The 22,282-nt window shown below is 66.0% G+C and carries 24 protein-coding genes; 18 read left to right on the top strand and 6 right to left on the bottom strand.

Features of this window, described 5'->3' with window-relative positions; translation table 11 throughout:
• Positions 1–38: 38 nt before the first annotated feature.
• Positions 39–467 (top strand): L,D-transpeptidase, encoded by a 429-nt coding sequence (locus AABQ55_RS15995; RefSeq protein ID WP_244769533.1) that lies wholly within the window; start codon positions 39–41, stop codon positions 465–467.
• A 9-nt stretch (positions 468–476) separates the two neighbouring features.
• Here the strand turns inward: AABQ55_RS15995 and AABQ55_RS15990 are convergent, their stop codons facing one another.
• The gene (locus AABQ55_RS15990) at positions 477–1,202 is read right to left on the bottom strand and encodes a Crp/Fnr family transcriptional regulator (protein ID WP_244769534.1); all 726 of its coding nucleotides are present in this window, start codon (positions 1,200–1,202) and stop codon (positions 477–479) included.
• A gap of 210 nt (positions 1,203–1,412) precedes the next feature.
• Between AABQ55_RS15990 and hemN the strand changes: the two genes are divergently transcribed.
• From hemN to AABQ55_RS15950, 8 genes are all read left to right on the top strand, one after another.
• Positions 1,413–2,762 carry an oxygen-independent coproporphyrinogen III oxidase gene (gene hemN, locus AABQ55_RS15985; RefSeq protein ID WP_272805701.1) on the top strand — a complete coding sequence of 450 codons (1,350 nt, stop codon included), beginning with the start codon at positions 1,413–1,415 and terminating at the stop codon, positions 2,760–2,762.
• Between the two features lie 125 nt (positions 2,763–2,887).
• Positions 2,888–3,172 (top strand): acyl carrier protein, encoded by a 285-nt coding sequence (locus AABQ55_RS15980; protein ID WP_133033009.1) that lies wholly within the window; start codon positions 2,888–2,890, stop codon positions 3,170–3,172.
• Between the two features lie 116 nt (positions 3,173–3,288).
• Positions 3,289–3,771 (top strand): 3-hydroxyacyl-ACP dehydratase FabZ family protein, encoded by a 483-nt coding sequence (locus AABQ55_RS15975; RefSeq protein ID WP_272805700.1) that lies wholly within the window; start codon positions 3,289–3,291, stop codon positions 3,769–3,771.
• Positions 3,772–3,773: 2 nt separating this feature from the next.
• Entirely contained in the window at positions 3,774–4,973 is a 1,200-nt protein-coding gene (locus tag AABQ55_RS15970; protein ID WP_272805699.1) for a beta-ketoacyl-ACP synthase, read from the top strand.
• Between the two features lie 9 nt (positions 4,974–4,982).
• On the top strand, positions 4,983–6,269 hold the full coding sequence (locus tag AABQ55_RS15965) for a beta-ketoacyl-ACP synthase (RefSeq protein ID WP_272805698.1): 1,287 nt from the start codon (positions 4,983–4,985) through the stop codon (positions 6,267–6,269).
• A gap of 13 nt (positions 6,270–6,282) precedes the next feature.
• The gene (locus AABQ55_RS15960) at positions 6,283–7,311 is read left to right on the top strand and encodes a zinc-binding dehydrogenase (RefSeq protein ID WP_272805697.1); all 1,029 of its coding nucleotides are present in this window, start codon (positions 6,283–6,285) and stop codon (positions 7,309–7,311) included.
• Between the two features lie 10 nt (positions 7,312–7,321).
• Positions 7,322–8,251: a lipid A biosynthesis lauroyl acyltransferase gene (locus tag AABQ55_RS15955; protein WP_272807478.1), complete on the top strand. Its 930-nt coding sequence runs from the start codon at positions 7,322–7,324 to the stop codon at positions 8,249–8,251.
• Between the two features lie 320 nt (positions 8,252–8,571).
• A complete protein-coding gene (locus AABQ55_RS15950) occupies positions 8,572–9,198 on the top strand; it encodes a PAS domain-containing protein (protein WP_272805696.1) in 627 nt (208 codons plus the stop codon).
• Between the two features lie 4 nt (positions 9,199–9,202).
• On the opposite strand, the gene AABQ55_RS15945 is transcribed toward AABQ55_RS15950, so the two are convergent.
• Positions 9,203–9,685 carry a hemerythrin domain-containing protein gene (locus AABQ55_RS15945; RefSeq protein WP_272805695.1) on the bottom strand — a complete coding sequence of 161 codons (483 nt, stop codon included), beginning with the start codon at positions 9,683–9,685 and terminating at the stop codon, positions 9,203–9,205.
• A 207-nt stretch (positions 9,686–9,892) separates the two neighbouring features.
• On the opposite strand from AABQ55_RS15945, the gene ccoN reads away from it, so the two are divergent.
• From ccoN to ccoP, 4 genes are read left to right on the top strand one after another with little or no spacing between them, the layout of a single operon-like run.
• On the top strand, positions 9,893–11,515 hold the full coding sequence (gene ccoN / locus AABQ55_RS15940; protein ID WP_244769542.1) for a cytochrome-c oxidase, cbb3-type subunit I: 1,623 nt from the start codon (positions 9,893–9,895) through the stop codon (positions 11,513–11,515).
• 10 nt (positions 11,516–11,525) lie between these two features.
• Entirely contained in the window at positions 11,526–12,257 is a 732-nt protein-coding gene (ccoO, locus tag AABQ55_RS15935) for a cytochrome-c oxidase, cbb3-type subunit II (protein WP_272805694.1), read from the top strand.
• Between the two features lie 11 nt (positions 12,258–12,268).
• The gene (locus AABQ55_RS15930) at positions 12,269–12,421 is read left to right on the top strand and encodes a CcoQ/FixQ family Cbb3-type cytochrome c oxidase assembly chaperone (RefSeq protein WP_064330326.1); all 153 of its coding nucleotides are present in this window, start codon (positions 12,269–12,271) and stop codon (positions 12,419–12,421) included.
• Positions 12,422–12,423: 2 nt separating this feature from the next.
• On the top strand, positions 12,424–13,287 hold the full coding sequence (gene ccoP, locus AABQ55_RS15925; protein WP_244769544.1) for a cytochrome-c oxidase, cbb3-type subunit III: 864 nt from the start codon (positions 12,424–12,426) through the stop codon (positions 13,285–13,287).
• Positions 13,288–13,366: 79 nt separating this feature from the next.
• Here the strand turns inward: ccoP and AABQ55_RS15920 are convergent, their stop codons facing one another.
• The 4 genes from AABQ55_RS15920 to AABQ55_RS15905 form a co-directional block, all read right to left on the bottom strand.
• Positions 13,367–14,104, bottom strand: coding sequence for a GGDEF domain-containing protein (locus tag AABQ55_RS15920; protein ID WP_272805693.1), 738 nt, complete (start codon positions 14,102–14,104; stop codon positions 13,367–13,369).
• Between the two features lie 119 nt (positions 14,105–14,223).
• A complete protein-coding gene (locus tag AABQ55_RS15915; RefSeq protein WP_244769546.1) occupies positions 14,224–14,580 on the bottom strand; it encodes a VOC family protein in 357 nt (118 codons plus the stop codon).
• A complete protein-coding gene (locus AABQ55_RS15910; RefSeq protein WP_272805692.1) occupies positions 14,577–14,993 on the bottom strand; it encodes an SRPBCC family protein in 417 nt (138 codons plus the stop codon). The genes AABQ55_RS15915 and AABQ55_RS15910 overlap by 4 nt, the downstream gene beginning before the upstream one ends.
• 64 nt (positions 14,994–15,057) lie before the next feature.
• Positions 15,058–15,813 carry a helix-turn-helix domain-containing protein gene (locus AABQ55_RS15905; RefSeq protein ID WP_272805691.1) on the bottom strand — a complete coding sequence of 252 codons (756 nt, stop codon included), beginning with the start codon at positions 15,811–15,813 and terminating at the stop codon, positions 15,058–15,060.
• 120 nt (positions 15,814–15,933) lie between these two features.
• Between AABQ55_RS15905 and ccoG the strand changes: the two genes are divergently transcribed.
• From ccoG to gndA, 5 genes are all read left to right on the top strand, one after another.
• A complete protein-coding gene (ccoG, locus tag AABQ55_RS15900) occupies positions 15,934–17,505 on the top strand; it encodes a cytochrome c oxidase accessory protein CcoG (RefSeq protein ID WP_272805690.1) in 1,572 nt (523 codons plus the stop codon).
• Positions 17,505–18,002: a FixH family protein gene (locus AABQ55_RS15895; RefSeq protein ID WP_272805689.1), complete on the top strand. Its 498-nt coding sequence runs from the start codon at positions 17,505–17,507 to the stop codon at positions 18,000–18,002. Before ccoG ends, AABQ55_RS15895 begins: the two co-directional genes overlap by 1 nt.
• Positions 17,999–20,287: a cation-translocating P-type ATPase gene (locus AABQ55_RS15890; RefSeq protein WP_272805688.1), complete on the top strand. Its 2,289-nt coding sequence runs from the start codon at positions 17,999–18,001 to the stop codon at positions 20,285–20,287. The genes AABQ55_RS15895 and AABQ55_RS15890 overlap by 4 nt, the downstream gene beginning before the upstream one ends.
• A complete protein-coding gene (ccoS, locus tag AABQ55_RS15885) occupies positions 20,284–20,439 on the top strand; it encodes a cbb3-type cytochrome oxidase assembly protein CcoS (protein WP_064330319.1) in 156 nt (51 codons plus the stop codon). Before AABQ55_RS15890 ends, ccoS begins: the two co-directional genes overlap by 4 nt.
• 199 nt (positions 20,440–20,638) lie before the next feature.
• A complete protein-coding gene (gene gndA, locus AABQ55_RS15880) occupies positions 20,639–22,069 on the top strand; it encodes an NADP-dependent phosphogluconate dehydrogenase (RefSeq protein WP_272805687.1) in 1,431 nt (476 codons plus the stop codon).
• Positions 22,070–22,282: the final 213 nt, after the last annotated feature.

Genomic DNA, 22,282 nt, shown 5'->3' with positions numbered 1-22,282 from the left:
GACCCTAAAGCCATGCGCAAACGAATAGAGGGGAAGTCATGCGTATCTTCTTTGCGACCGCTGTCGCGTTCCTTCTTGTGTTGTTCCAGACCCAGACCGCTCTGTCGGCCAATCTGACCGCCCGGATCAGCCTTTCTTCGCAGACCATGGTCGTTACTCAGAACGGCGCGGTGAAATATCGCTGGCCCGTCTCGACCGGCCGCAAGGGCTATGGCACGCCGACGGGCGCCTGGTCGGCGAAATGGGCCTCGCGCAACCATCGCTCGCGCAAGTACAACAATGCCCCGATGCCCTATGCGATCTTCTTCAAGGGAGGATATGCCGTGCATGCGACCTATGAGACGAAGCGCCTTGGCCGTCCGGCCTCGCACGGCTGCGTGCGCCTGCACCCGGACAATGCGGCGACCTTCTTCCAGCTGGCCAACCGCAACGGGCTGTCCAACACGCGTATCGTCATCACGCGCTGAGACGTCCGCTCAGTCGTTGCCGGCATAGCGCATCAGCCGCTCCATGTCGGGAACGGTGACGTGGCGGTTGTTCTCGATGCGGATGACGTTTTCCTTGCGCAGCTTGGTGAACTGCCGGCTGACGGTCTCGATCGTCAGTCCGAGGAAGTCGGCGATGTCGGCGCGCGAGAGCGGCAGCTCGAAGGCCGACCTGTCGACGCTCTCCGGGTCGATATGGGTGGCGATCAGGTAGAGGAAGCTCGCCACCTTCTCCTGCGCTGTCTTGCGGCCGAGCGTCAGCATCCAGTCGCGCGCCTCGTCCAGTTCCTTCAGGGCTTGCCGGTGCAGCTTGTGCTCCAGTTCCGGCGTCCTCTTGACCAGCCGGTCGAGAACGGCGCGCGGGAAGTTGCACACTTCGCTTTCGGTTGCCGCCTCCGCGGTGATGGCGCTTTCCTCCAGGAAGGGGCGGCCGAGGAAATCGGGGGCGAACTGCAGGCCGACGATCTGCTGGCGGCCGTCCGCCATCACCTTGGTCAGCTTCACGACGCCGCGCATGATGTTGGAATAGTTCACCACCGTCTCGCCCTGGCCGATGACTTCGGCGCCGCTTTCCAGCCGGTGGCGGACGGAGTGCTTGTTGAGTTCGGAAAGCTGCTCGGAGGTCAGCGCGCCGCACACGCCGCCATGGCGTGCCTCGCAGGCGCGGCAAACGAGAGGAATGTCGGAGTTATGGATATCTTGGCGGCGAATTTCCATGTCGGCTTTTCCTTTCGCCCGGCGGCTCCGCGGCGCAATACTGCCGTGCTACCGCACGCGGTCGTGAACATAAAGCGTGCCGCCTCGCGGCAAAATAGCGCTTCCTGACTATTGTCAAATCCTAGCGCACTCATTCCGGCTTTCACTTGATCAAAATCAAATGGTGGCGACCGTTTCGGGTTTATTTCCCGTGTGAGCAAGGAGATGACCATGCAGCACGCCCTCGTCGAACGCCTTTCGTCGCCGGTTCCACGCTATACAAGCTATCCGACCGCGCCGCATTTCAACGAAAGTATCGGGCCGGAGGTCTATGCGCAGTGGCTCGGGTGCCTTGCGGCGGAGAATCGCCTTTCGCTCTATGCCCATGTTCCCTATTGCGACCGGCTGTGCTGGTTCTGCGCCTGTCACACCAAGCAGACGCTGCGCTACGAGCCCGTCGAAGCCTATCTCAAGGGCCTGCATGCGGAGATCGCCGCGATCGGCACGCGGGTGTCGCGGGCGGTGCCCGTCACGGCGCTGCATTTCGGCGGCGGCTCGCCGACCCTCCTGCGACCGGATGACATGCGGGCGCTGAAGGCCTGTCTGGAGACGAATTTCTCCTTCGCGGCGGATGCGGAAATCTCCGTGGAGATGGATCCGAACGATCTGGACGAGGCCCGGCACGATGCGCTGGCCGATATCGGCATGACGCGCGCCAGCCTCGGCATCCAGGATTTCGATCCCAAGGTCCAGAAAGCGATCAACCGCATCCAGACCTTCGAGCAGACCCGCGGCGTGGTGGAGGCCGCGCGGGCGCGGGGCGTGCGTTCGGTCAATTGCGACATCCTCTACGGGCTGCCCCACCAGACGCTGGAGACGCTGGCCGAGACGGTCCTAGCCGTCCTCTCGCTTGCGCCCGACCGCATCGCGCTTTTCGGCTATGCCCATGTGCCGTGGATGAAGAAGCACCAGACGATGATCGACGAGGCGGCGCTGCCTGGCGTCGTCGCGCGGTTCGAGCAGATGGCGCTGGCGGCCGGCATGCTGGTTTCGGCCGGCTACGAGGCCATCGGCATCGATCATTTCGCGCTTCCTGCCGACCGGCTCGCCGTGGCGGCGCGGCAGGGCACGCTGCGCCGCAATTTCCAGGGCTATACCGACGACCAGGCGGATGCGCTGGTCGGGCTTGGCGCCTCCTCCATCGGCCAGCTTTCCGAAGGCTACATCCAGAACATGCCGGCGACGGGCGAATACCTGCGCCGGGTGGAGGAGGGCGGTCTTGCCGCCGTCCGCGGCTATGCGCTGACCGGAGAGGATCGCGCCCGCGCCTTCGTGATCGAGAAGATCATGTGCGATTTCGGCTTTTCCTTCGCTGCGCTCGCCGTGCGCCATCCGGCCTTCTCCGGCGTCATCCGTTCCGAGGCGATCGGGTTCGTCGCTGCGGACCGCGACGGGCTCGCCCGCATCGAGGGCGACCGGTTCGTCCTGACCGCGGCGGGGCGGCCCTTCGCGCGCACCGTCGCCGCGGTCTTCGATGCGCATCTTGCGAGCGGGCGCGGGCGGCATTCCATCGCGGTCTGACCGGCGGCCCACGGCCATGCTGTTTGCGCAACACAGCATCGCCGACTGCGCAGGGCCCTCATCAAACCCATTGGCAATTGCGTCTTATTTCCATATAGGATCGCCCGACTATAGATTCATGAGGTATGGGCGTGACTGCTACATTCGACAAGGTTGCCGACATCATTGCTGAGACGAGCGAGATCGACCGCGAGACGATCACGCCCGACAGCCACACGATCGACGATCTCGGCATCGACAGCCTCGACTTCCTCGACATCGTCTTTGCGATCGACAAGGAATTCGGCATCAAGATCCCGCTGGAACAGTGGACGCAGGACGTCAACGAGGGCAAGGTCGCGACGGAAGAATACTTCGTCCTGAAGAACCTTTGCGCCAAGATCGACGACCTGCGGGCCGCCAAGGCCTGAGGCAACGGCGTCGGCCGCCCTTGCGGCCGCGCTCCTGACGATCCCGGTGCTTGTGGCGCACGGCCTGCCGTTTCCGGCAGGCCTTTCGATTTCCGGAACCTGCCGGAGGTATCCCGATGCTGCTCGAATATTTCCAGATGATCGATCGCGTGGAGGCCGTCGACGGTGCGCGCCGCGTGCTGAGGGCCCGCTCGGTCGTGCCCGCGAAAAGCCCTGTTTTCGAAGGTCATTTTCCCGGCATGCCGCTCGTCCCGGGCGTGCTGCTCATCGAGACCATGGCGCAGGCCTCCGGCTTCCTCGTGCTCGCCGCGACGGATTTTGCCGCCATGCCCTTCCTGATGAGCGTCGACGGCGCCAAGATGCGCAGCTTCGTCGAGCCGGATGCCGTGCTCGACATCGAGGCGGTGCTGGAGCATGACGGGTCGGGTTATGCCGTCACCAAGGCGAAGATCTCGTCTGCCGGCAAGAAGGTCTGCGATGCGCAGCTGAAGCTGCGCACCATGCCGTTTGCCGAAGTGCCGCTTGCCGATATCGTGCGGGCGCGCGCCGGCGAGGTGGGGTTGTTCGAGGCGCTCGACGCGTCTGCGGAAGGAAAGTGAGCATGGCGAAGGCGAACAACGATGTGGTGATCACCGGCGTCGGCATCGTCACCTGTCAGGGTGTCGGGGCGGCGGCGCATGTGGAGATCCTTGGCGGCGCGGGCGCGCCGGCGCTGAAGATCGAGACGGAGCGCTTCGCGCCCTATCCGGTGCACCCGATGCCGGAGATCGACTGGAACCAGCAGATCACCAAGCGCGGCGACCAGCGCCAGATGGAGAACTGGCAGCGCCTCGGCGTGTTCACCGCGGGCCTTGCGCTCGACGATGCCGGCTTCAAGGATGATGCGGACGCCTGCGGCACGATGGACATGATCGTGGCGGCCGGCGGCGGCGAGCGCGATATCGCGGTCGATTCGCTGATCGTCGACGAGGGCCTGAAGCGCAATGACCGCGAGCGCCTGCTCAACGAAAAGTTGACTACCGAGCTGCGGCCCACGCTCTTCCTCGCCCAGCTTTCCAACCTGCTCGCCGGCAACATCTCCATCGTCCACAAGGTCACGGGCTCCTCCCGTACCTTCATGGGCGAGGAGGCGGCCGGCATTTCCGCCATCGAGACGGCCTTTCACCGCATCCGCTCCGGCCAGTCGACGCACACGCTCGTCGGCAGCGCGCTGGTGGCCGAGCGACAGGATGTCATCCTGCTTTACGAAGCGATCGGCGCGCATGCGACGGGCGGCTGGACGCCGCTCTGGTCGCGCGACGAGAAGGCCGGCGGCGGCATCGTCACCGGCACGGCCGCGGCCTTCCTCGTGCTGGAATCGCGCGCCCATGCCGAGGCGCGGGGTGCGCGCATCTATGCGACCATCGACGCCATCGGCGGCGACCGCGGCCCGCGGGACGAGGGACGGCTGGAAGCCCGCCTCGAGCGGCTGGCCGAGGGCGCTGCGGCCGGGGCCGGGACCGTGGTCTTCTCCGGCGCGTCCGGCCAGCACGGCCCGACGGCGCGCGAGAAGGCCTGGCTCGACACGCGTTTTGCCGGCAGCCCGGTGCGCGGCTTCAGCGCGGTCACCGGCCAGGCGCTGGAAGCGCAGTTCCCGCTCGGCCTTGCCATCGCCGCCCTGACGCTCGGCGCGGGCGTCAAGGTCGCTCCGTTCGATGCCGCGGCCGAAGCCGCGATGACCGCAGCGGCGAAAAGCGCCGTGGTCACGACGGTCGGCCATGGCCGCGGCGAGGGCGTCGCAATCCTTTCCGCAGAGAAGTAGGAGCCGGCCATGACGAAAGCCGCTTACAGGGATCATCTCGGTCGCCCGATCGTCGCCGTCACGGGCATGGGCGTCATCACCTCGCTGGGGCAGGGCCTCAAGGACAACTGGACCGCGCTCGTCGACGGCGTGTCGGGCATCCACGGCATCACGCGCTTTCCGGTCGACGGGCTGAACACCCGCATTTCCGGCACGGTCGATTTCATCGAGCTGCCCGTCGAGAACCCGGTCGAGCGCTCCTATGCCTATGCCCGCGAGACGGCGGACGAGGCGCTGGCGCAAGCCGGCCTTTCCGGCGATTTCGGCGGTCCGCTCTTCCTTGCCGCCCCGCCGATCGAGCCGGACTGGCGCGACCGCTTCGCGCTTGCCGACCGCGCCCCGCCGTCGCAGCGTCCGGGCGATGCCTATGACCGCTTCCTTGCGGTGCTGCGTGAAAAGGCCGAACCCGCCCTGCACGAAGCCTGGGCCTTCGGCGCGATCTCCGAACGCCTCGCCGACCGTTTCGGCACCCGCGGGCTGCCCGTCACGCTGTCGACCGCCTGCGCTTCCGGCGCGACGGCCATCCAGCTCGGCGTCGAGGCAATCCGCCAGGGCCGCACCGACCGCGCGCTCACCATCGGCACCGACGGCTCGGTGACGGCCGAGGCGCTGATCCGCTTCGCGCTGCTCTCGGCGCTGTCGACGCAGAACGACCCGCCGACCAAGGCGTCCAAGCCGTTCAGCAAGGATCGCGACGGTTTCGTCATCGCCGAAGGCGCGGCCACACTGGTGCTGGAATCGCTCGAATCCGCCATCGCGCGCGGCGCGAAGGTGCTCGGCATCCTCAAGGGCTGCGGCGAGAAGGCCGATCATTTCCACCGCACCCGTTCCTCGCCGGATGGCGGCCCCGCCATCGCGACGATCCGTGCGGCGCTGGAAGATGCCGGCATCGACGAGAGCGGCATCGGCTATATCAACGCCCACGGCACCTCGACGCCGGAAAACGACAAGATGGAATATCTTTCCATGTCGACGGTCTTCGGCGACACGCTGGCGAATATCCCGGTCTCCTCCAACAAGTCGATGATCGGCCATACGCTGACGGCGGCCGGCGCCGTCGAGGCCGTGTTCTCCATCCAGACCATGCTGACCGGCACCCTGCCGCCGACGATCAACTACACGAACCCCGACCCGGCCATCGTGCTCGACGTCGTGCCGAACGTGAAGCGCGATGCGCGTGTTTCCGCGGTTCTCTCCAACTCCTTCGGCTTCGGCGGCCAGAACGCCAGCCTCGTCATGACGGCCGAACCCGCCTGATAGGAATTTTGCCATGCGCGCCCTCCAGCTTCTCGATGACCGCAAGCTCGAACTCACCGACATCCCGGAGCCGGAGGCGCCCGGCCCCGGCGAGGTGACGCTGCGCGTCAAGGCCGTCGCCCTCAACCATATCGATGTCTGGGGCTGGCGCGGCATGGCCTTTGCCAAGCGCAAGATGCCGCTCGTCATCGGTGCGGAGGCGGCGGGCGTCGTCGAGACGATCGGTCCCGGCGTTGCCAACGTGCTGCCCGGCCAGCTCGTCTCGATCTACGGCGCGCGCACCTGCGGCCTCTGCAAGCCCTGCCGCGAAGGCCGCGACAATCTCTGCGAACATGTCGGCGGCGTGCACGGCTTCCATCTGGATGGTTTCGCGCAGGAGAAGGTCAATCTTCCCGCCCGCCTGCTCGTGCCGGCCCCGCCCGGCGTCGATGCGGTCGGTGCGGCGCTCGCCCCCGTCACCTTCGGCACGGTCGAGCACATGCTGTTCGACAATGCGAAACTCGAATCCGGCGAGACGATCCTCGTCCATGCCGGCGGCTCCGGCGTCGGCACGGCGGCGATCCAGCTCGCCAAGAAGATCGGCTGCACCGTCATCACCACCGTCGGCTCGAACGACAAGATCGAGAAGGCCAAGGCGCTCGGCGCCGACCATGTCATCAACTACCGCGAGGACCGCTTCGAGGGCGTCGTGCGCAAGCTGACCAGGAAGAAGGGCGTCGACGTCGTCTTCGAACATGTCGGCAAGGACACCTGGGCGGGCTCCATGCTCTGCATGAAGCGCGGCGGGCGGCTCGTCACCTGCGGCTCCACCTCCGGCGTTTCCACCGACATGAACCTGATGATGCTGTTCCAGCAGCAATTGAAGCTCTTCGGCTCCTTCGGCTGCCGCATGGAGAACATGGCGAATGCCATGCAGAAGATGGCGCGCGGCATCGTCCATCCGGTCATCGATACCGAAGTGACCTTCGACGGCATCGCGACGGCCCTGGAGCGCATGGAATCGCGCCAGATCTTCGGCAAGATCGTCCTGAAGCTGGATTGACGCCGTGCGGATGATCGTCACACGCCTCGTTCTGGCGCTCAGGAAGTTCAAGCAATGGCTGGTGGCGCAATGCGTCTTCGGCCTGCTCAGCCTTCTGAAGCTCCTGCCGGCGGACGGTGCGATCAACTTCGCCGATCGCGTGGCGCGCTGGATCGGCCCGAGGACGCGCCGCCACACGCTGACGCTCACCAACCTCAGGAACGCCTTTCCGGAAAAGACCGAGGCGGAGATCACGGCGATCGCGCTCGATGCCTGGGGCAATATGGGCCGGCTTGCGGCCGAATATGTCTTTCTCGACCGTCTGTTCGACTTCGATCCCGCGCGCACGGCGCCCGGCCGCATCGAGGTCTCCGGCATTCCGCTCTTCGTGGACCTACGCGACAATCCGCGGCCCTTCATCGTCTTCACCGCGCATACCGGTAATTTCGAGCTCCTGCCGGTCGCCGGCGCCGCCTTCGGGCTGGACGTGACGGTGCTCTTCCGGCCGCCGAACAACCCCTATGTCGCGGAAAGGGTCTTCGAATTCCGCCGTGAACGCATGGGGCACCTGGTGCCCTCCCATGCCGGCTCGTCCTTCACGCTTGCCCGCAAGCTGGAGGCGGGCGGCCCGGTCGGCGTGCTGGTCGACCAGAAGTTCAACAAGGGGCTGCACACGACGTTCTTCGGCCGGAAGGTGCAGACCAACCCGTTGCTTGCCAAGCTGGTGCGCCAGTTCGATTGCGAGGTCTATCCCGCGCGCTGCATCCGCCTGCCGGGCAACCGCTACCGCCTGGAACTGGAACCGGCGATGGACATTCCCCGCAAGGAGAACGGCGCCGTCGATGTCGATGCGACCGCGCAGATACTGAACGACAAGGTCGAGCAGTGGGTGCGCGAATATCCGGGCCAATGGCTGTGGTATCATGACCGCTGGAATATCAAGCGCGGCCTTATTACTTGATTGCTTACTATTCTTTCTTGCCTTGCGAAACCTGAATACGTTCAGCTTCCCGATTTACGCGAATTTTATCGAATTTTGGGTTTGACATCCTCCCGTTCGCTGTTACCATTTTGCTAATGTAAGCGCTTTTGGCGGCATATTTGGGAAGGTAACGGTCAAATTCTATCGGGCTTTGGACAGTTTAAATAATGTAGTGGTGCAATTGCTGTACATTTCAGCAATTCGGGGAGCATGAATTGAAAGCTCTTGTAGAGTTGTTCTGGTTTAAGTATTCACAACTCCAGCATGCCGTGAGGACGGGAAACGACAGGCTCGTTTCGATGCTGGACAAGGAAATCGAGCCGGCGCTTGCCGCCGTGCTGCAAAAGGAGGCGAGCGACGCTTCCGAACTCCGTTCTCAGTTCCAGTTCGTGGTGGATCTCCTGCGGGAGGAGGCGGACGACAAGACCTGCGTGCTCCGGCAGGCCCATCATTTCAAGCTGCTGATGGATCGTTACTTCGGGACGGAAGAGGCCGTCGCGCCGTTCCGCATGGGCATGCCGGAGGTCACGCGTCCCGCCGCCGCGCCGCGCGTGGCGGAGGACGGGCTGCTCAACGAGGCGATCCTCGACAGCCTTCCCGACCGTGTCGCCGTGATCACGACGGACTACCGCTACCTCTATTCCAACCCGCTCAATGCCGAGCGTTTCAGCGAAAAGCCCATCGACCTCGTCGGCCGGCACATCGTGGAGTTCATCGGCGTGCAGCGTTTCGAGAGCCGCGTGAAGCGCAATCTCGACCATTGCTTTGCCGGGGACGTGGTGGAGTATGACTATGTTTCCCCGCGCCGGGGCGAGGTGGTCACGCGTTGCCGCATGACGCCCTGCATGTCGGCGGCCGGCAACGTGCTCGGCGCCATCCTCGTCCTTCAGGAGACGGCACGGTCCCAGGGACCGCTCGCCGCCTGATCCTTCAGGAGGTGAGGCCGGTGCCGCGCAGCATGAACTGCTGTTCGAAGGCGATGTGGCGCCGGATCGACTCGAAGAAGCCGCGGAGCATGTAGCCCGCGGCTTCCGCGTTCACCGTGCCGTCGCCGCTGCCGAGCCGGGTCAGCGTGTCGGTCAGCTCCTCCGCAAAGCACTCGTCCTCGACATGCTCGAATTTCAGCCGGGCGATGGAATCGATGAGTTCCCGGTCGCCGGAGGCGATGCGCTCCAGCAAGGGGAAGACCGTCTCCTCCTCGTAGCGGTGGATGCCGTTGACCAGCGGAATCAGCGACTTGGCCGCATACATGCATTTCTGCCGGTTGACGTTTGCCGGCAGGCTGTCGGCGATGTCCTCCAGCGCCTCGCAAAGCGTCAGCTGTGCGTTGTGGGCCTTCTTCAACCAGTCCAGCGAAACGGCGTCCGTCGGGCGATCGGAAAGCAGCCGGGCGATCCCTGTATAGTCCGTCATGTCAGTTCCCTCGTTTCGGGAGTGCCGCTGCGTTTCGACGCGCGGCTGCGTCAACCTGTCCCTTGATGCCGCTCGCATCCGGTCTTCGCCTTGATCCATGTCAAGGATGCTTCCGGCCGCATCTGCGAAGGCTCAGTCGAGCGCAAGGGCCGATTCCGCGAGGGAACCGGCCGTTGCGGGAAATCGACGAGTTGGGGGATGCCAACGATGAAATTTGTAACGGAAACGATCGTCCTGGCCGTGGGGGCGTTCATCGCGCTGCTCGGCGCGGCGTTTGCCCAGGACAGGCTCTTCGAGGCCCATATGTGGGTCCTCTTCTTCGTGCTGCTTGCCAGCACGCTCTTCATGGTCCGGCGCATCTCCTTCGCGCCGGCCGTCGCGACCAAATCATCGCAGGATGACGAGGGGTATTTCGACGAGGTCGTCAAGTACGGCGTCATCGCGACGGTGTTCTGGGGCGTCGTCGGCTTCCTGGTCGGCGTCGTCGTGGCGCTCCAGCTGGCCTTCCCCGACCTCAACATCGAGCCCTTCCTGAATTTCGGCCGGACGCGCCCGCTGCACACCTCGGCCGTGATCTTCGCCTTCGGGGGCAACGCGCTGATCGCGACGTCCTTCTACGTCGTGCAGCGCACCTCGCGCGCCCGGCTCTTCGGCGGCAATCTCGGCTGGTTCGTGTTCTGGGGCTACCAGCTCTTCATCGTCATGGCCGCCACCGGCTACCTGCTCGGCATCACGCAGAGCCGGGAATATGCCGAGCCGGAATGGTATGTCGATATCTGGCTCACCATCGTCTGGGTCGCCTATCTGATCGCCTTCCTCGGCACGATCATGACGCGCAAGGAGCCGCACATCTACGTGGCGAACTGGTTCTTCCTGTCGTTCATCGTGACGATCGCCATGCTGCACGTCGTCAACAACCTGGCCGTCCCGGTCTCGTTCCTCGGCGTGAAGAGCTATTCGGCCTTCTCCGGCGTGCAGGATGCGCTGACGCAGTGGTGGTACGGCCACAACGCCGTGGGCTTCTTCCTGACGGCCGGCTTCCTCGGCATGATGTACTACTTCATCCCCAAGCAGGTGAACCGTCCGGTCTATTCCTACCGCCTGTCGATCATCCACTTCTGGGCCCTGATCTTCATGTATATCTGGGCCGGCCCGCACCACCTGCACTATACGGCGCTGCCCGACTGGGCGCAGACGCTCGGCATGGTCTTCTCGATCATGCTCTGGATGCCCTCGTGGGGCGGCATGATCAACGGCCTGATGACGCTCTCGGGCGCCTGGGACAAGATCCGCACCGATCCGATCGTGCGCATGATGGTCATGGCCGTCGCCTTCTACGGCATGGCGACCTTCGAAGGCCCGATGATGTCGATCAAGTCGGTCAACTCGCTCAGCCACTATACGGACTGGACCATCGGCCACGTGCATTCGGGCGCGCTCGGCTGGAACGGCCTCATCACCTTCGGCGCGATCTACTTCCTCGTCCCGAAGCTGTGGAAGCGCGAGCGGCTCTATTCGATCCGCATGGTCAACTGGCATTTCTGGCTCGCCACCCTCGGCATCGTCGTCTACGCCGCCGTCATGTGGGTCGCCGGCATCCAGCAGGGCCTGATGTGGCGCGAATACGACGAGCAGGGCTTCCTGGTCTATTCGTTCGCCGAAACGATCGCCGCCATGTTCCCGTACTACGTGCTGCGTGCCGCCGGCGGTGGGCTGTTCCTCCTTGGGGCGCTCATCATGGCCTACAACGTGACCATGACAATCCTCGGCTACCAGCGTGACGAGGCCCCGATCCCGGGCGCCGCGCCGAAGCTGCAGCCGGCCGAATAGGAGGGACCCGATGTCCATTCTTGACAAACACGCGATCCTCGAGCGCAACGCGACGCTTCTGCTCGTCGGCTCGCTCTTCGTGGTCACCATCGGCGGCATCGTCGAGATCGCCCCGCTGTTCTACCTGGAAAACACCATCGAGAAGGTGGAGGGCATGCGGCCTTATTCGCCGCTGGAGCTTGCCGGTCGCGACATCTACATCCGCGAGGGCTGCTACACCTGTCATAGCCAGATGATCCGGCCGTTCCGCGACGAGGTGGAGCGCTACGGGCATTATTCGCTGGCGGCGGAATCGATGTACGACCATCCGTTCCAGTGGGGCTCCAAGCGCACCGGCCCGGACCTTGCCCGCGTGGGTGACCGCTACTCGAACGAATGGCACGTCCAGCACCTGATCGAGCCGCGCTCGGTCGTGCCGGAATCGGTGATGCCGAGCTATTCCTTCCTCAAGGACACGCGGCTGGAGGTGAAGAACGTCGCGATGCACCTGTCGGCCAACCGCGCGGTCGGCGTGCCCTATACGGACGAGATGCTCGAAAACGCCGAGGCCGACCTCAAGGCGCAGGCCGACCCCAATGCCGATACGTCCGGTATGGAGGCCCGCTACCCGAAGGCCAAGCTCGGCGATTTCGACGGCGATCCGGCAAGGCTCACCGAAATGGACGCGCTCGTCGCCTATCTGCAGATGCTCGGCACGCTGGTGGACTTCTCCACCTATGACGACGCCGCCGGTTACCGCTGAGGAGGACGCCCATGGAAACCTATACCGCCATGCGGCACTTCGCCGACAGCTGGGGACTGCTCGCCATGACGCTGTTCTTCCTTGCCGTCGTCGTCTTCACCCTTCGCCCCGGCGCCCGCAAGGCCGCCGAACGGGCCGCTGAAATCCCTCTCAAGGAGGACTGATCATGGCCGAGAAGCATATTGACGAAATCTCGGGCGTCGAAACCACCGGCCACGAATGGGACGGCATCCGCGAACTGAACAACCCAATGCCGCGCTGGTGGGTCTGGACGTTCTACGCCACGATCGTCTGGGCGATCGGCTATACGATCGCCTTTCCGGCCTGGCCGCTGATCTCCGATGCGACGACCGGCATGCTCGGCTGGTCGAGCCGCGCCAATGTCGCCGTCGAGCTTGCCGAGGCCAAGCAGGCGCAGGCCGGCTTCGTCGACCGCATCGCCAAATCCTCCCTGCAGGAGATCATGGCCGACCCGCAGCTCTCGCAGTTCGCGATCGCCGGCGGCGCCTCGGCCTTCAAGGTCAACTGCGCCCAGTGCCACGGTTCGGGCGCGGCCGGCGCGGCGGGCTTCCCCAACCTCAACGACGACGACTGGGTCTGGGGCGGCACGGTGGACGACATCTACCACACGATCGCCCACGGCATCCGCCATGCCGGCGACGACGAGACCCGCATCTCGGACATGCCGGCCTATGGCGATATCCTCCAGCCGGAGGAGATCAAGCAGGTCGCGGCCTATGTCGTCAGCCTGACGGGCACGCCGTCGGATGCCGGCCTCGTCGAGCCCGGCAAGCAGATCTTCGCCGACAACTGCGCCGCCTGCCATGGCGATGACGCCAGGGGCAACCGCGAGATGGGCGCCCCGAACCTTGCCGACGCCATCTGGCTGAAGGGCGAGGGCGAGGCCGCCATCGCCCAGCAGGTCCGTTCGCCGAAGCACGGCGTCATGCCCGCCTGGCTTCCCCGCCTCGGCGATCCGGCCGTCAAGCAGCTTGCCGTCTTCGTGCATTCGCTGGGCGGCGGCGAGTAGGCGCCGGTTCTCTCAAACGACGAAGGCCGCGGAAACCGCGGCCTTTTCTTTTTTGGCAATCCGGCTGGCGGCGCGGCGCTCAGGCGACGACGGTGTTCCGGCCCATCGATTTCGCCCGGTAGAGGTTGCGGTCGGCGGCGGCGAGCGCCTCGACGGGATCGAAGCGTGGCGCGCAATGGAAGACGCCGATGCTGATGCCGAGCGCGATCCGCAGGCCCGACGGCGCGTGCAGGTCGATCGCCTCCACTGCCTCGCGGATCGTCTGGGAATGGTCGAGCATGTGCGCCGGCGTAGCCTCGTCGAGGAAGACGGCGAATTCCTCGCCGCCCAGCCGGCCGACAAGGTCGTTCCTGCCCGCAAGGTCGCGCAGCACCGCCCCGACGAGGCGCAGCGCGTCGTCGCCTGCGGCATGGCCGAAACGGTCGTTGACGGACTTGAAGTGATCGAGGTCGAGGAAGAGCAGGCCGCCGGAACGGCCGCCGTGGCCGCGGGCGTGGAGTTCGGCCATGAAGGTCGCGCGGTTAAGCACGCCCGTCAGCGCGTCGCGCTGTGCCTGGTGCTTGAGGCGGGCATAGGCCTCGGCAAGTTCGTCCTTCGCGCGGGCAAGGGCGGCATTGGCGGCGCGCAGCCGGTCCGCCTGGTAGAAATGCAGGGCCGAGACGGGAATGGAGATGGCGATCGGGCAGGCGATCGTCATGACGAGCCCGGCGCCCGCCACCTCGCCGCCCATGAGGGGTACGAAGGCGAAGCTGATGGCGAGGGATGCCAGGGTCGAGAGAGCGCCGACCGCCAATGCCTTGCCGAGGATTTTGTACATGGAGAGAGCCCGCGTGCCTTTTTGATCGCGGACCCTGACTAGGAGCGTCTTATTGAAAAAGCCTGAATTCGTTCGGTAAAAGGCGCTCGGCCGTTCACATTGACGTTACGGCAGGCACATCAGCGGTCGGACCAGACCGCCAGTTCGTAGCCGTCGGGGTCCGTGAACTGGAAGCGCCGGCCGCCGGGAAAGTCGAAGATCGGCTTGACGATCGTCCCGCCGGCCGCCGTCACCCGCTCCAGCACCTCTTCCAGCGCATCGGCAAAGAGGATGACGAGCGGGCCGCCTTTGGCGTTGACCGGGGCGAGCGTCGTAAAGCCGCCGGTGAGGCGGCCGTCCTGGAACTCGCAGTATTGCGGGCCGTAGTCGGTGAAGGTCCAGCCGAAGGCGCCGCCGTAGAAGGCCTTGCTGGCCGCGATGTCCGCGACGTTGAACTCGATATAGTCGATCTTGCGATCCGCGCCCCTGGTGCTCATTCCTGCACGTCCCTTTCTTCCATCAGTCTCGCCAGCGTCTCGAGGTCCTGCGCTATATGCGCCGCATCCCGTTCGAAGGCTTCATCGTCCATATCCGGTTGCCGCAGCAGCAGGAACATCACCTCCGCGCCATCGCCGTTCGGTGCGATGCGCAGCGCATTGTCCACCACCCGCCCGTCCGGCAGCGTCACCCGGTGGTCGATGACGCCGAAATCGTTGGGCGGGGCGAAGCGCACGCGCACATTGCCGATCGGCCCGCCATCGGCGATCCAGTCCTCTCCGTCGCGCGTCAGCCCGGCGGCAAGGCCCGAGGCCCAGAGCGGCATGTTTTCCGGCCGGGCGGCAAAGGCGTGGACGGCGCGCCAGTCGCGCCGGATGGTGCGGTGGATGATACGGGCGGGCAGGGTGGTCATCGGTTTTCTCCATTCGGTGCCACGATACGCGGTCCCGCACCGAAGTCTTGAACAAAACGGACAGTCAGCCGCGCATCTGCCGCCGGATCTCGCCGGGTGTCAGGCTGGTCAGCGCCAGCACCTCCCGGTTCATGTGCGCCTGGTCGGCAAAGCCGGCATCGGCGGCAAGGCCGGCAAGGGAAGCGCCGGGCCTTGCGATCCGGCCGAGCAGGTCCTGCAGCCGGAGGATGCGGGCCAGCGTCTTCGGCCCGTAGCCGAACTCGGCGATGCTCATGCGCCGCAGCGTGCGCGCCGTCACGCCGATCTCGGCGGCGATGGCGTCCGGCGGCCGGCTTGCGGCGAGCGCATGCAGAGCCGTGGCATCGGGCCGCGAGGCAGGAAGCTCTCCCATCCCGGCTGCGAAAAGCGCCTGAAGAAGCCGCAGCCTTTGCAGCGGGCCCGAGGCCGCAAGCAGGCGGTCGTGGTGGGTGATCAGCCCGTGCGCGCGGATATCGGCGAGAGGCACGACCTTGCCGGTCAGCGCGTCGAGGTCGCAGCGCAGCAGGTGGCGCGCGATGCCGGGCCGCAGGCGCAGCCCGAGGATCGTCTCGCCCGGCCGGAGCCTTGGAAAGGCGGCCGTGCGGTCCGGCCCGGCAACGAGAAAGCCCTCATCCGTCCACAGCAGGTCGACGCAGCCATCCGGTACGACGGCGATGCGTGCGGCGGGCGGGCCCTCCGGCGCACGATGCATCCAGCTGCAGCGGATGACGGCCGAGAGCGCGCCGGCCGCGGCATATTCGCGGTAGTCGCCGTAGCGCTTGGCCAGGATGGTCTCCGTCATCGTGTCCTCTCCGTGCGGCAACCCGCCACGCCCTGCCATTTCCGAAACTTGACGTAGATCAACGATGGAGGCCGTCGTTGGCGTCATTGTGCCGGCACAACGACAGGTGCGGCCGACGACATGCAGCAGAATACCACGACGATCTACAATTCCATCGAGCGCCATGAGGCGGAACCCGTCAACTCGGCGAAGGTTCGCAAGCCGCTCTATGAAAAGCGCAAGAAGATCTTCCCCAAACGGGCGGAAGGCCGCTTCCGGCAGTTCAAGTGGCTGGTGATGCTGATCACGCTCGGCATCTACTACCTGACGCCGTGGATCCGCTGGGACCGTGGGCCGCATGCGCCGGACCAGGCCGTGCTCATCGACCTTGCCGGCCGCCGCTTCTATTTCTTCTTCATCGAGATCTGGCCGCAGGAATTCTTCTTCGTCGCCGGGCTGCTCGTCATGGCGGGCTTCGGGCTGTTCCTCGTCACCTCGGCCGTCGGGCGCGCCTGGTGCGGCTATGCCTGTCCGCAGACCGTCTGGGTCGATCTCTTCCTCGTCGTCGAACGGGCGATCGAGGGTGACCGCAATGCGCGCATGAAGCTCGATGCCGGGCCGTGGACGCTGGCCAAGATCTGGAAGCGCGTCAGCAAGCACGCCGTCTGGCTGGTGATCGCGGTGGCGACGGGCGGCGCCTGGATCTTCTACTTCGCCGATGCGCCGACGCTGCTCGTCAATTTCGCGACGCTCAAGGCGCCGCCGGTCGCCTATATCACCGTCGCCATCCTGACCGCGACCACCTACATTTTCGGCGGGCTGATGCGCGAGCAGGTCTGCACCTATATGTGCCCCTGGCCGCGTATCCAGGCGGCGATGCTCGACGAGAGCTCGCTGGTCGTCACCTACAACGACTGGCGCGGCGAGCCGCGCACCCGCCATGCCAAGAAGGCGATCGCCGCCGGCGAGAGCGTCGGCGACTGCGTCGACTGCAATGCCTGCGTCGTCGTCTGTCCCATGGGCATCGACATCCGCGACGGCCAGCAGCTCGAATGCATCACCTGCGCGCTGTGCATCGATGCCTGCGACAACGTGATGGACAAGATCGGCAAGGAGCGCGGCCTCATCGCCTATGCCACGCTGTCGGACTATTCGGCCAACATGGCGCTCGCCACCGCCGGCGGCACCGTGCCGGTGGATCCGAAGCGCGTGCGCGGTGCCGACGGCGCCTTCGACGGCAAGATCCGGCACTTCGACTGGCGCATCATCTTCCGCCCGCGCACGCTGCTCTATTTCGGCGTCTGGTCGCTGGCGGGCCTGGCGCTGCTTTTCGCGCTGCTTTCGCGCGACCGGCTGGACCTCAACGTCATCCACGACCGCAATCCGCAGTTCGTCGTCGAATCGGACGGCTCGGTCCGCAACGGCTACGCGGTGAAGCTGCTCAACATGATCCCCGAGCCGCGCGTCATCACCGTGTCGATCGAGGGCATGCCCGGCGCGACGATGAAGATCGCCGGCCATGACAGCGCCGACGGCCGCAGCGTCGACGTGCCGGCCGATCCGGACAAGGTGACGGCGCTGCGTGTTTTCGTCACCCTGCCGAAGGATCGGCTTGCAGAAGCGGCCGAAGGCTTCCAGATTATCGCGGAAGACCGGCAGGGCCACGAGCGCGACGTCTATTCCGCCAATTTCAACACGCCGGGAGCAAAGTGATGGCCATGGAACGCAAGGAACAGGGATTCGTCTTCACCGGCTGGCACATGGCGGGCGTCATGGTGCTGTTCTTCGGCACGATCATCACGGTCAACCTGATCATGGCCTGGAATGCCTCGAACAGCTGGAGCGGCCTCGTCGTGCCCAACACCTATGTTGCCAGCCAGCAGTTCAACGGTAAGGTGGCGGAGGCGCGGGCGCTCGCGGCCAGCGGCATCGAGGGCGACCTCACCGTGACGGAAGGCCGCATCGCCTACCGCGTCACCGATGCGAAGGGCGTCCCCCTTGTCGCCGACGACGTCTCGGCGGTCTTCAAGCGGCCCGTCGACGAGCGCAAGGATTTCACGGTCGCACTCGAACCGGCGGGCGAGGGGCTATTCGTGGCCGAGCAGGCGGTGCCGGCCGGCCAGTGGGTCGTCGATATCAGCACGAAGCGGGACGGCGAGAAGGTCTTCCACCAGACCGTGCGCACCGTCGTTGCGGGAGGGTCGAAATGAGCTGCTGCGCACCCGGCACGGAAGGCGCCGTCGAGGCGCAGCGCGCGGCACTGCCCTCCTCGGAGGAGCTGATGCTGGCGAGCCGCCCGGTCGGCGAGGGCCTGCGCCAGAGCGACCTCAGCGTGCCGGGCGTCTATTGCGGTACCTGCATCACCACTGTCGAGGGCGCGCTGAACGCGCTGCCGGCCGTGGAGCGCGCGCGCGTCAACCTCTCCACCCGGCGCGTTTCGGTGGTCTGGAAGGAGGAGGTCGCGGGCCGGCGCACCGATCCGCAGGAGATCGCCGCCGCCATCCGCGCCACGGGTTACGACACGCATCTCTTCTCGCTGGCGGCGGAAGGCGACGACCGGCTGCGCAACCAGCTGATCCGCGCCGTCGCCGTCTCGGGCTTCGCGGCAACGAACATCATGCTGCTTTCGGTCTCCGTCTGGTCGGGTGCCGAGGCCGCGACGCGCGACCTCTTCCACTGGATCTCCGCGCTGATCGCCGGCCCGACGCTGATCTATGCCGGGCGCTTCTTCTACCAGTCGGCCTGGAATGCGCTGTGCCACGGCCGCACCAACATGGACGTGCCCATCGCGCTCGCCATCACGCTCTCCTATGTCGTCTCGCTCTGGGAGACGCTGCACAGCGCCGAGCACGCCTGGTTCGACGCCACGGTGAGCCTGCTCTTCTTCCTGCTCATCGGCCGCACGCTCGACCACGTCATGCGCGACCGCGCCCGCTCGGCCATCACCGGCCTTGCCCGCCTTTCGCCGCGCGGGGCGATGGTCATCCGGCCGGACGGCAGCCGCGACTACCGGCCCGTCGAGGAGATCGCCGTCGGCGAACACCTTTCCATTGCCGCCGGCGAGCGCATCCCGGTCGATTGCCGCGTGCTTTCGGGCGCAAGCGACATCGACCGCTCGATCGTCAACGGCGAGAGCGATCCCTTCGCCGCCGGGCCGGGCACGCGGCTGGAAGCGGGCGCGATGAACCTCACCGGTTCGCTCACCGTCGAGGCCGTCGCCACGGCGCGCGATTCGTTCCTGTCGGAGGTCATCGGTCTCATGGAGGCCGCCGAAGGGGGAAAGGCCCGCTATCGCCGCATCGCCGACCGCGCCGCGCAGATCTATTCGCCGGCCGTGCACCTGCTGGCGCTCGCCTCCTTCCTCGGCTGGGGTTTTTACGACGGCGACTGGAAGCATGCCATGCTCGTCGCCATCGCGGTGTTGATCATCACCTGCCCCTGCGCGCTCGGCCTTGCCGTGCCGGTGGTGCAGGTGGTGGCCGCGGGGCGCCTGTTTGCCGGCGGCGTGATGGTCAAGGACGGCTCGGCCATGGAGCGCCTTGCCGAGATCGACACCGCCGTCTTCGACAAGACCGGTACCCTGACGCTCGGCAAGCCGCGCCTCGTCGACCGGGAAAGGCTCAACCGCACCCATCTCGCGCTTGCCGCGGCGCTCGCCGCCCATTCGCGCCATCCGCTGTCGATGGCGCTGGCGGGCGCCTGGCCGGGGCCGATGCCGCTTGTCGAAAGCGTGACGGAAGTGGCCGGCGGCGGCCTTCAGGCCGAGACGCCCCAGGGCCTCTATCGCCTCGGCAACCGCGCCTTCGCCGGCGGCGGCGCCGCGGCCGGCGGGGAGGAACACGGGCTTTCCGAGGTCGTGCTCTCGCGCAATGGCAAGGTGCTGGAAACCTTCCGCTTCGAGGATGCCCTGCGGACCGGCGCAGGCGAGGCCGTCGCCACGCTGAAGCGCGCGCATATCGCGATGGCGATCCTCTCCGGCGACCGTGCTCCGGCCGTTGCCCGCATTGCCGGCCTGCTCGGCATTCCCCGCTGGCGCGCGGCGCTGTCGCCCCGGGAAAAGACGGAAGCGGTCGCCGAACGGGCGGCCGCCGGCCACCGCGTGCTGATGGTCGGCGACGGCATCAACGATGCCCCCGCGCTCGCTGCCGCCCACGTCTCCATCGCTCCGGCGACGGCGGCGGATGTCGGCCGGCAGGCGGCGGACTTCGTCTTCCTGCACGAGAGCCTGGAGGCCGTGCCCTTCGCGCACGAGACCGCCTGCCGTGCCGGCCGCCTCATCCGGCAGAATTTCGCGCTCGCCATCGGCTACAATGTTATCGCCGTGCCGATCGCCATCCTCGGCCACGCGACGCCGCTGATCGCCGCCATCGCCATGTCGACATCGTCGATCATCGTCGTGGTGAACTCGCTGCGCCTGCGCGGGCAGATACCGGCCTTCGCCGTGCGGGCGGCGGACGAGGCCCGCCCGCTTGATTCCCTGGTGCGCGCGGCATGAACACGCTGATCTTCCTCATCCCCATCGCGCTCTTCCTCGGCGGGCTCGGGCTCGCCGCCTTCCTCTGGTCTTTGAAGAGCGGGCAGTATGACGATGTCGAGGGCGCCGCCTGGCGCGTCCTCGATGATGGCGACGACAAGCCGCAGCGCTGACGGCACGCCGATATGGGGTCATAGAAACCATGCAAGTGGCGGTGAAAATCCCGCCGAAGCCAAACAATCCCTTGTCGTAAATCGATTTGAATGCCAAAACACCACCGCTGGAGCGGAGCTCCTCACTCTCTTTCTGCGCGGCGTTTCCGGCATGGGTCCGGAAGCATCCCACGCCGCGCCATCCTACGGAGGTATGAACGTGGCACAGGCGGAAATCGGTCTCATCGGTCTCGGCGTGATGGGGTCCAACCTTGCGCTCAACATTGCCGAAAAGGGCAACAAGATCGCGGTCTTCAATCGCACGGTGGCGCGCACGAAGGAGTTCTACGAGGAGGCCGGCGCGCTCCAGGGCCAGATCGTGCCCTGCGAGACGATCGAAGAGTTCGTCGCCGCCATCCGCCCGCCGCGGCCGATCATCATCATGATCCAGGCCGGCGCCGCGGTCGACCAGCAGATGGACCTGCTGCGCCCCTATCTCGAACGGAACGACATCATGATCGATGCCGGCAACGCGAACTTCCGCGACACGATGCGCCGCTTCGATGCGCTGAAGGACAGCGGCCTCACGTTCATCGGCATGGGCGTTTCCGGCGGTGAGGAAGGCGCGCGTCACGGCCCCTCCATCATGGTCGGCGGCACGGAGGATTCGTGGAAGCGCGTCGAGAAGGTGCTGACCTCGATCGCCGCCAAGTACAAGGACGAGCCCTGCGTCGCCTGGCTCGGCGAGAACGGCGCCGGCCACTTCGTCAAGACCATCCACAACGGCATCGAATATGCCGACATGCAGATGATCGCCGAGATCTACGGCATCCTGCGCGACGGCCTGAAGATGAGCGCCTCCGAGATCGGCGCCGTCTTCGGCGAATGGAACAAGGGCCGCCTGGAATCCTACCTCATCGAGATCACCGAGAAGGTTCTTGCCGCCAGGGACCCGATCAGCGGCAACCCGATCGTCGACATGATCCTCGACAAGGCCGGCCAGAAGGGCACGGGAAAATGGTCCGCCATCGAGGCGCAGAACATGGGCGTGCCGGCGACCGGCATCGAGGCCGCCGTCGCCGCCCGTTCGATCTCCTCGTTCAAGACGGAGCGCGAAGCCGCCGAAAAGATCCTCGGCCTGCCGGACGTGCCGGCGCTTGAGGTCGCCGACAAGGCTGCCTTCATCAAGGACCTCGAAAGCGCGCTGCTCGCCGGCAAGATCGGCGCCTATGCGCAAGGCTTCGCGGTGATGTCCGCCGCCTCGAAGGAATATGGCTGGAACCTGCCGATGCCGACCATCGCCAAGATCTGGCGTGCCGGCTGCATCATCCGCTCGCAGTTCCTCGACGAGATCACCAGTGCCTTCACCAAGGCGCCGGATGCGGCGAACCTCATCGTCACCCCGGCCTTTGCCGCCATGGTCAAGGAAACCGACGGGGCGCTGCGCCGCGTCGTCGCCGCCGCCGCGCTGCATGGCCTGCCGGTCCCGGCGCTCGCCTCGGCGCTCGGCTATTTCGACAGCTACCGCCGCGCCCGCGGCACGGCCAACGTCATCCAGGCCCAGCGCGACTTCTTCGGCGCCCACGGCTTCGACCGCGTCGACGGCGCCGACAGCCATCACGGCCCGTGGGGCTCCGGCCTTAACGCCTGACGACAACAGACGGCCCGGTCCAAGACCGGGCCGTTTGCTTTCGATGTCATGGATCTGCCCCTCATCCCCCTGCCGGGACCTTCTCCCCGCAGGCGGGGAGAAGGGGGTGCCGAACCGTTTTCCTTCATTCTGCTGAAGGGAGGAAACCGGTTCGCCCAGCCTTCCTCGCCCCGCCTGCGGGGAGAGGATGCCGGCAGGCAGGTGAGGGGCGAG

The sequence above is a fragment of the Shinella sp. WSD5-1 genome (genome assembly GCF_963942435.1).
GTDB classification, from domain to species: domain Bacteria; phylum Pseudomonadota; class Alphaproteobacteria; order Rhizobiales; family Rhizobiaceae; genus Shinella; species Shinella yambaruensis.
Note: the sequence above shows the minus strand (reverse complement) of the source record. Positions and strands in the feature narration are given on the sequence as shown.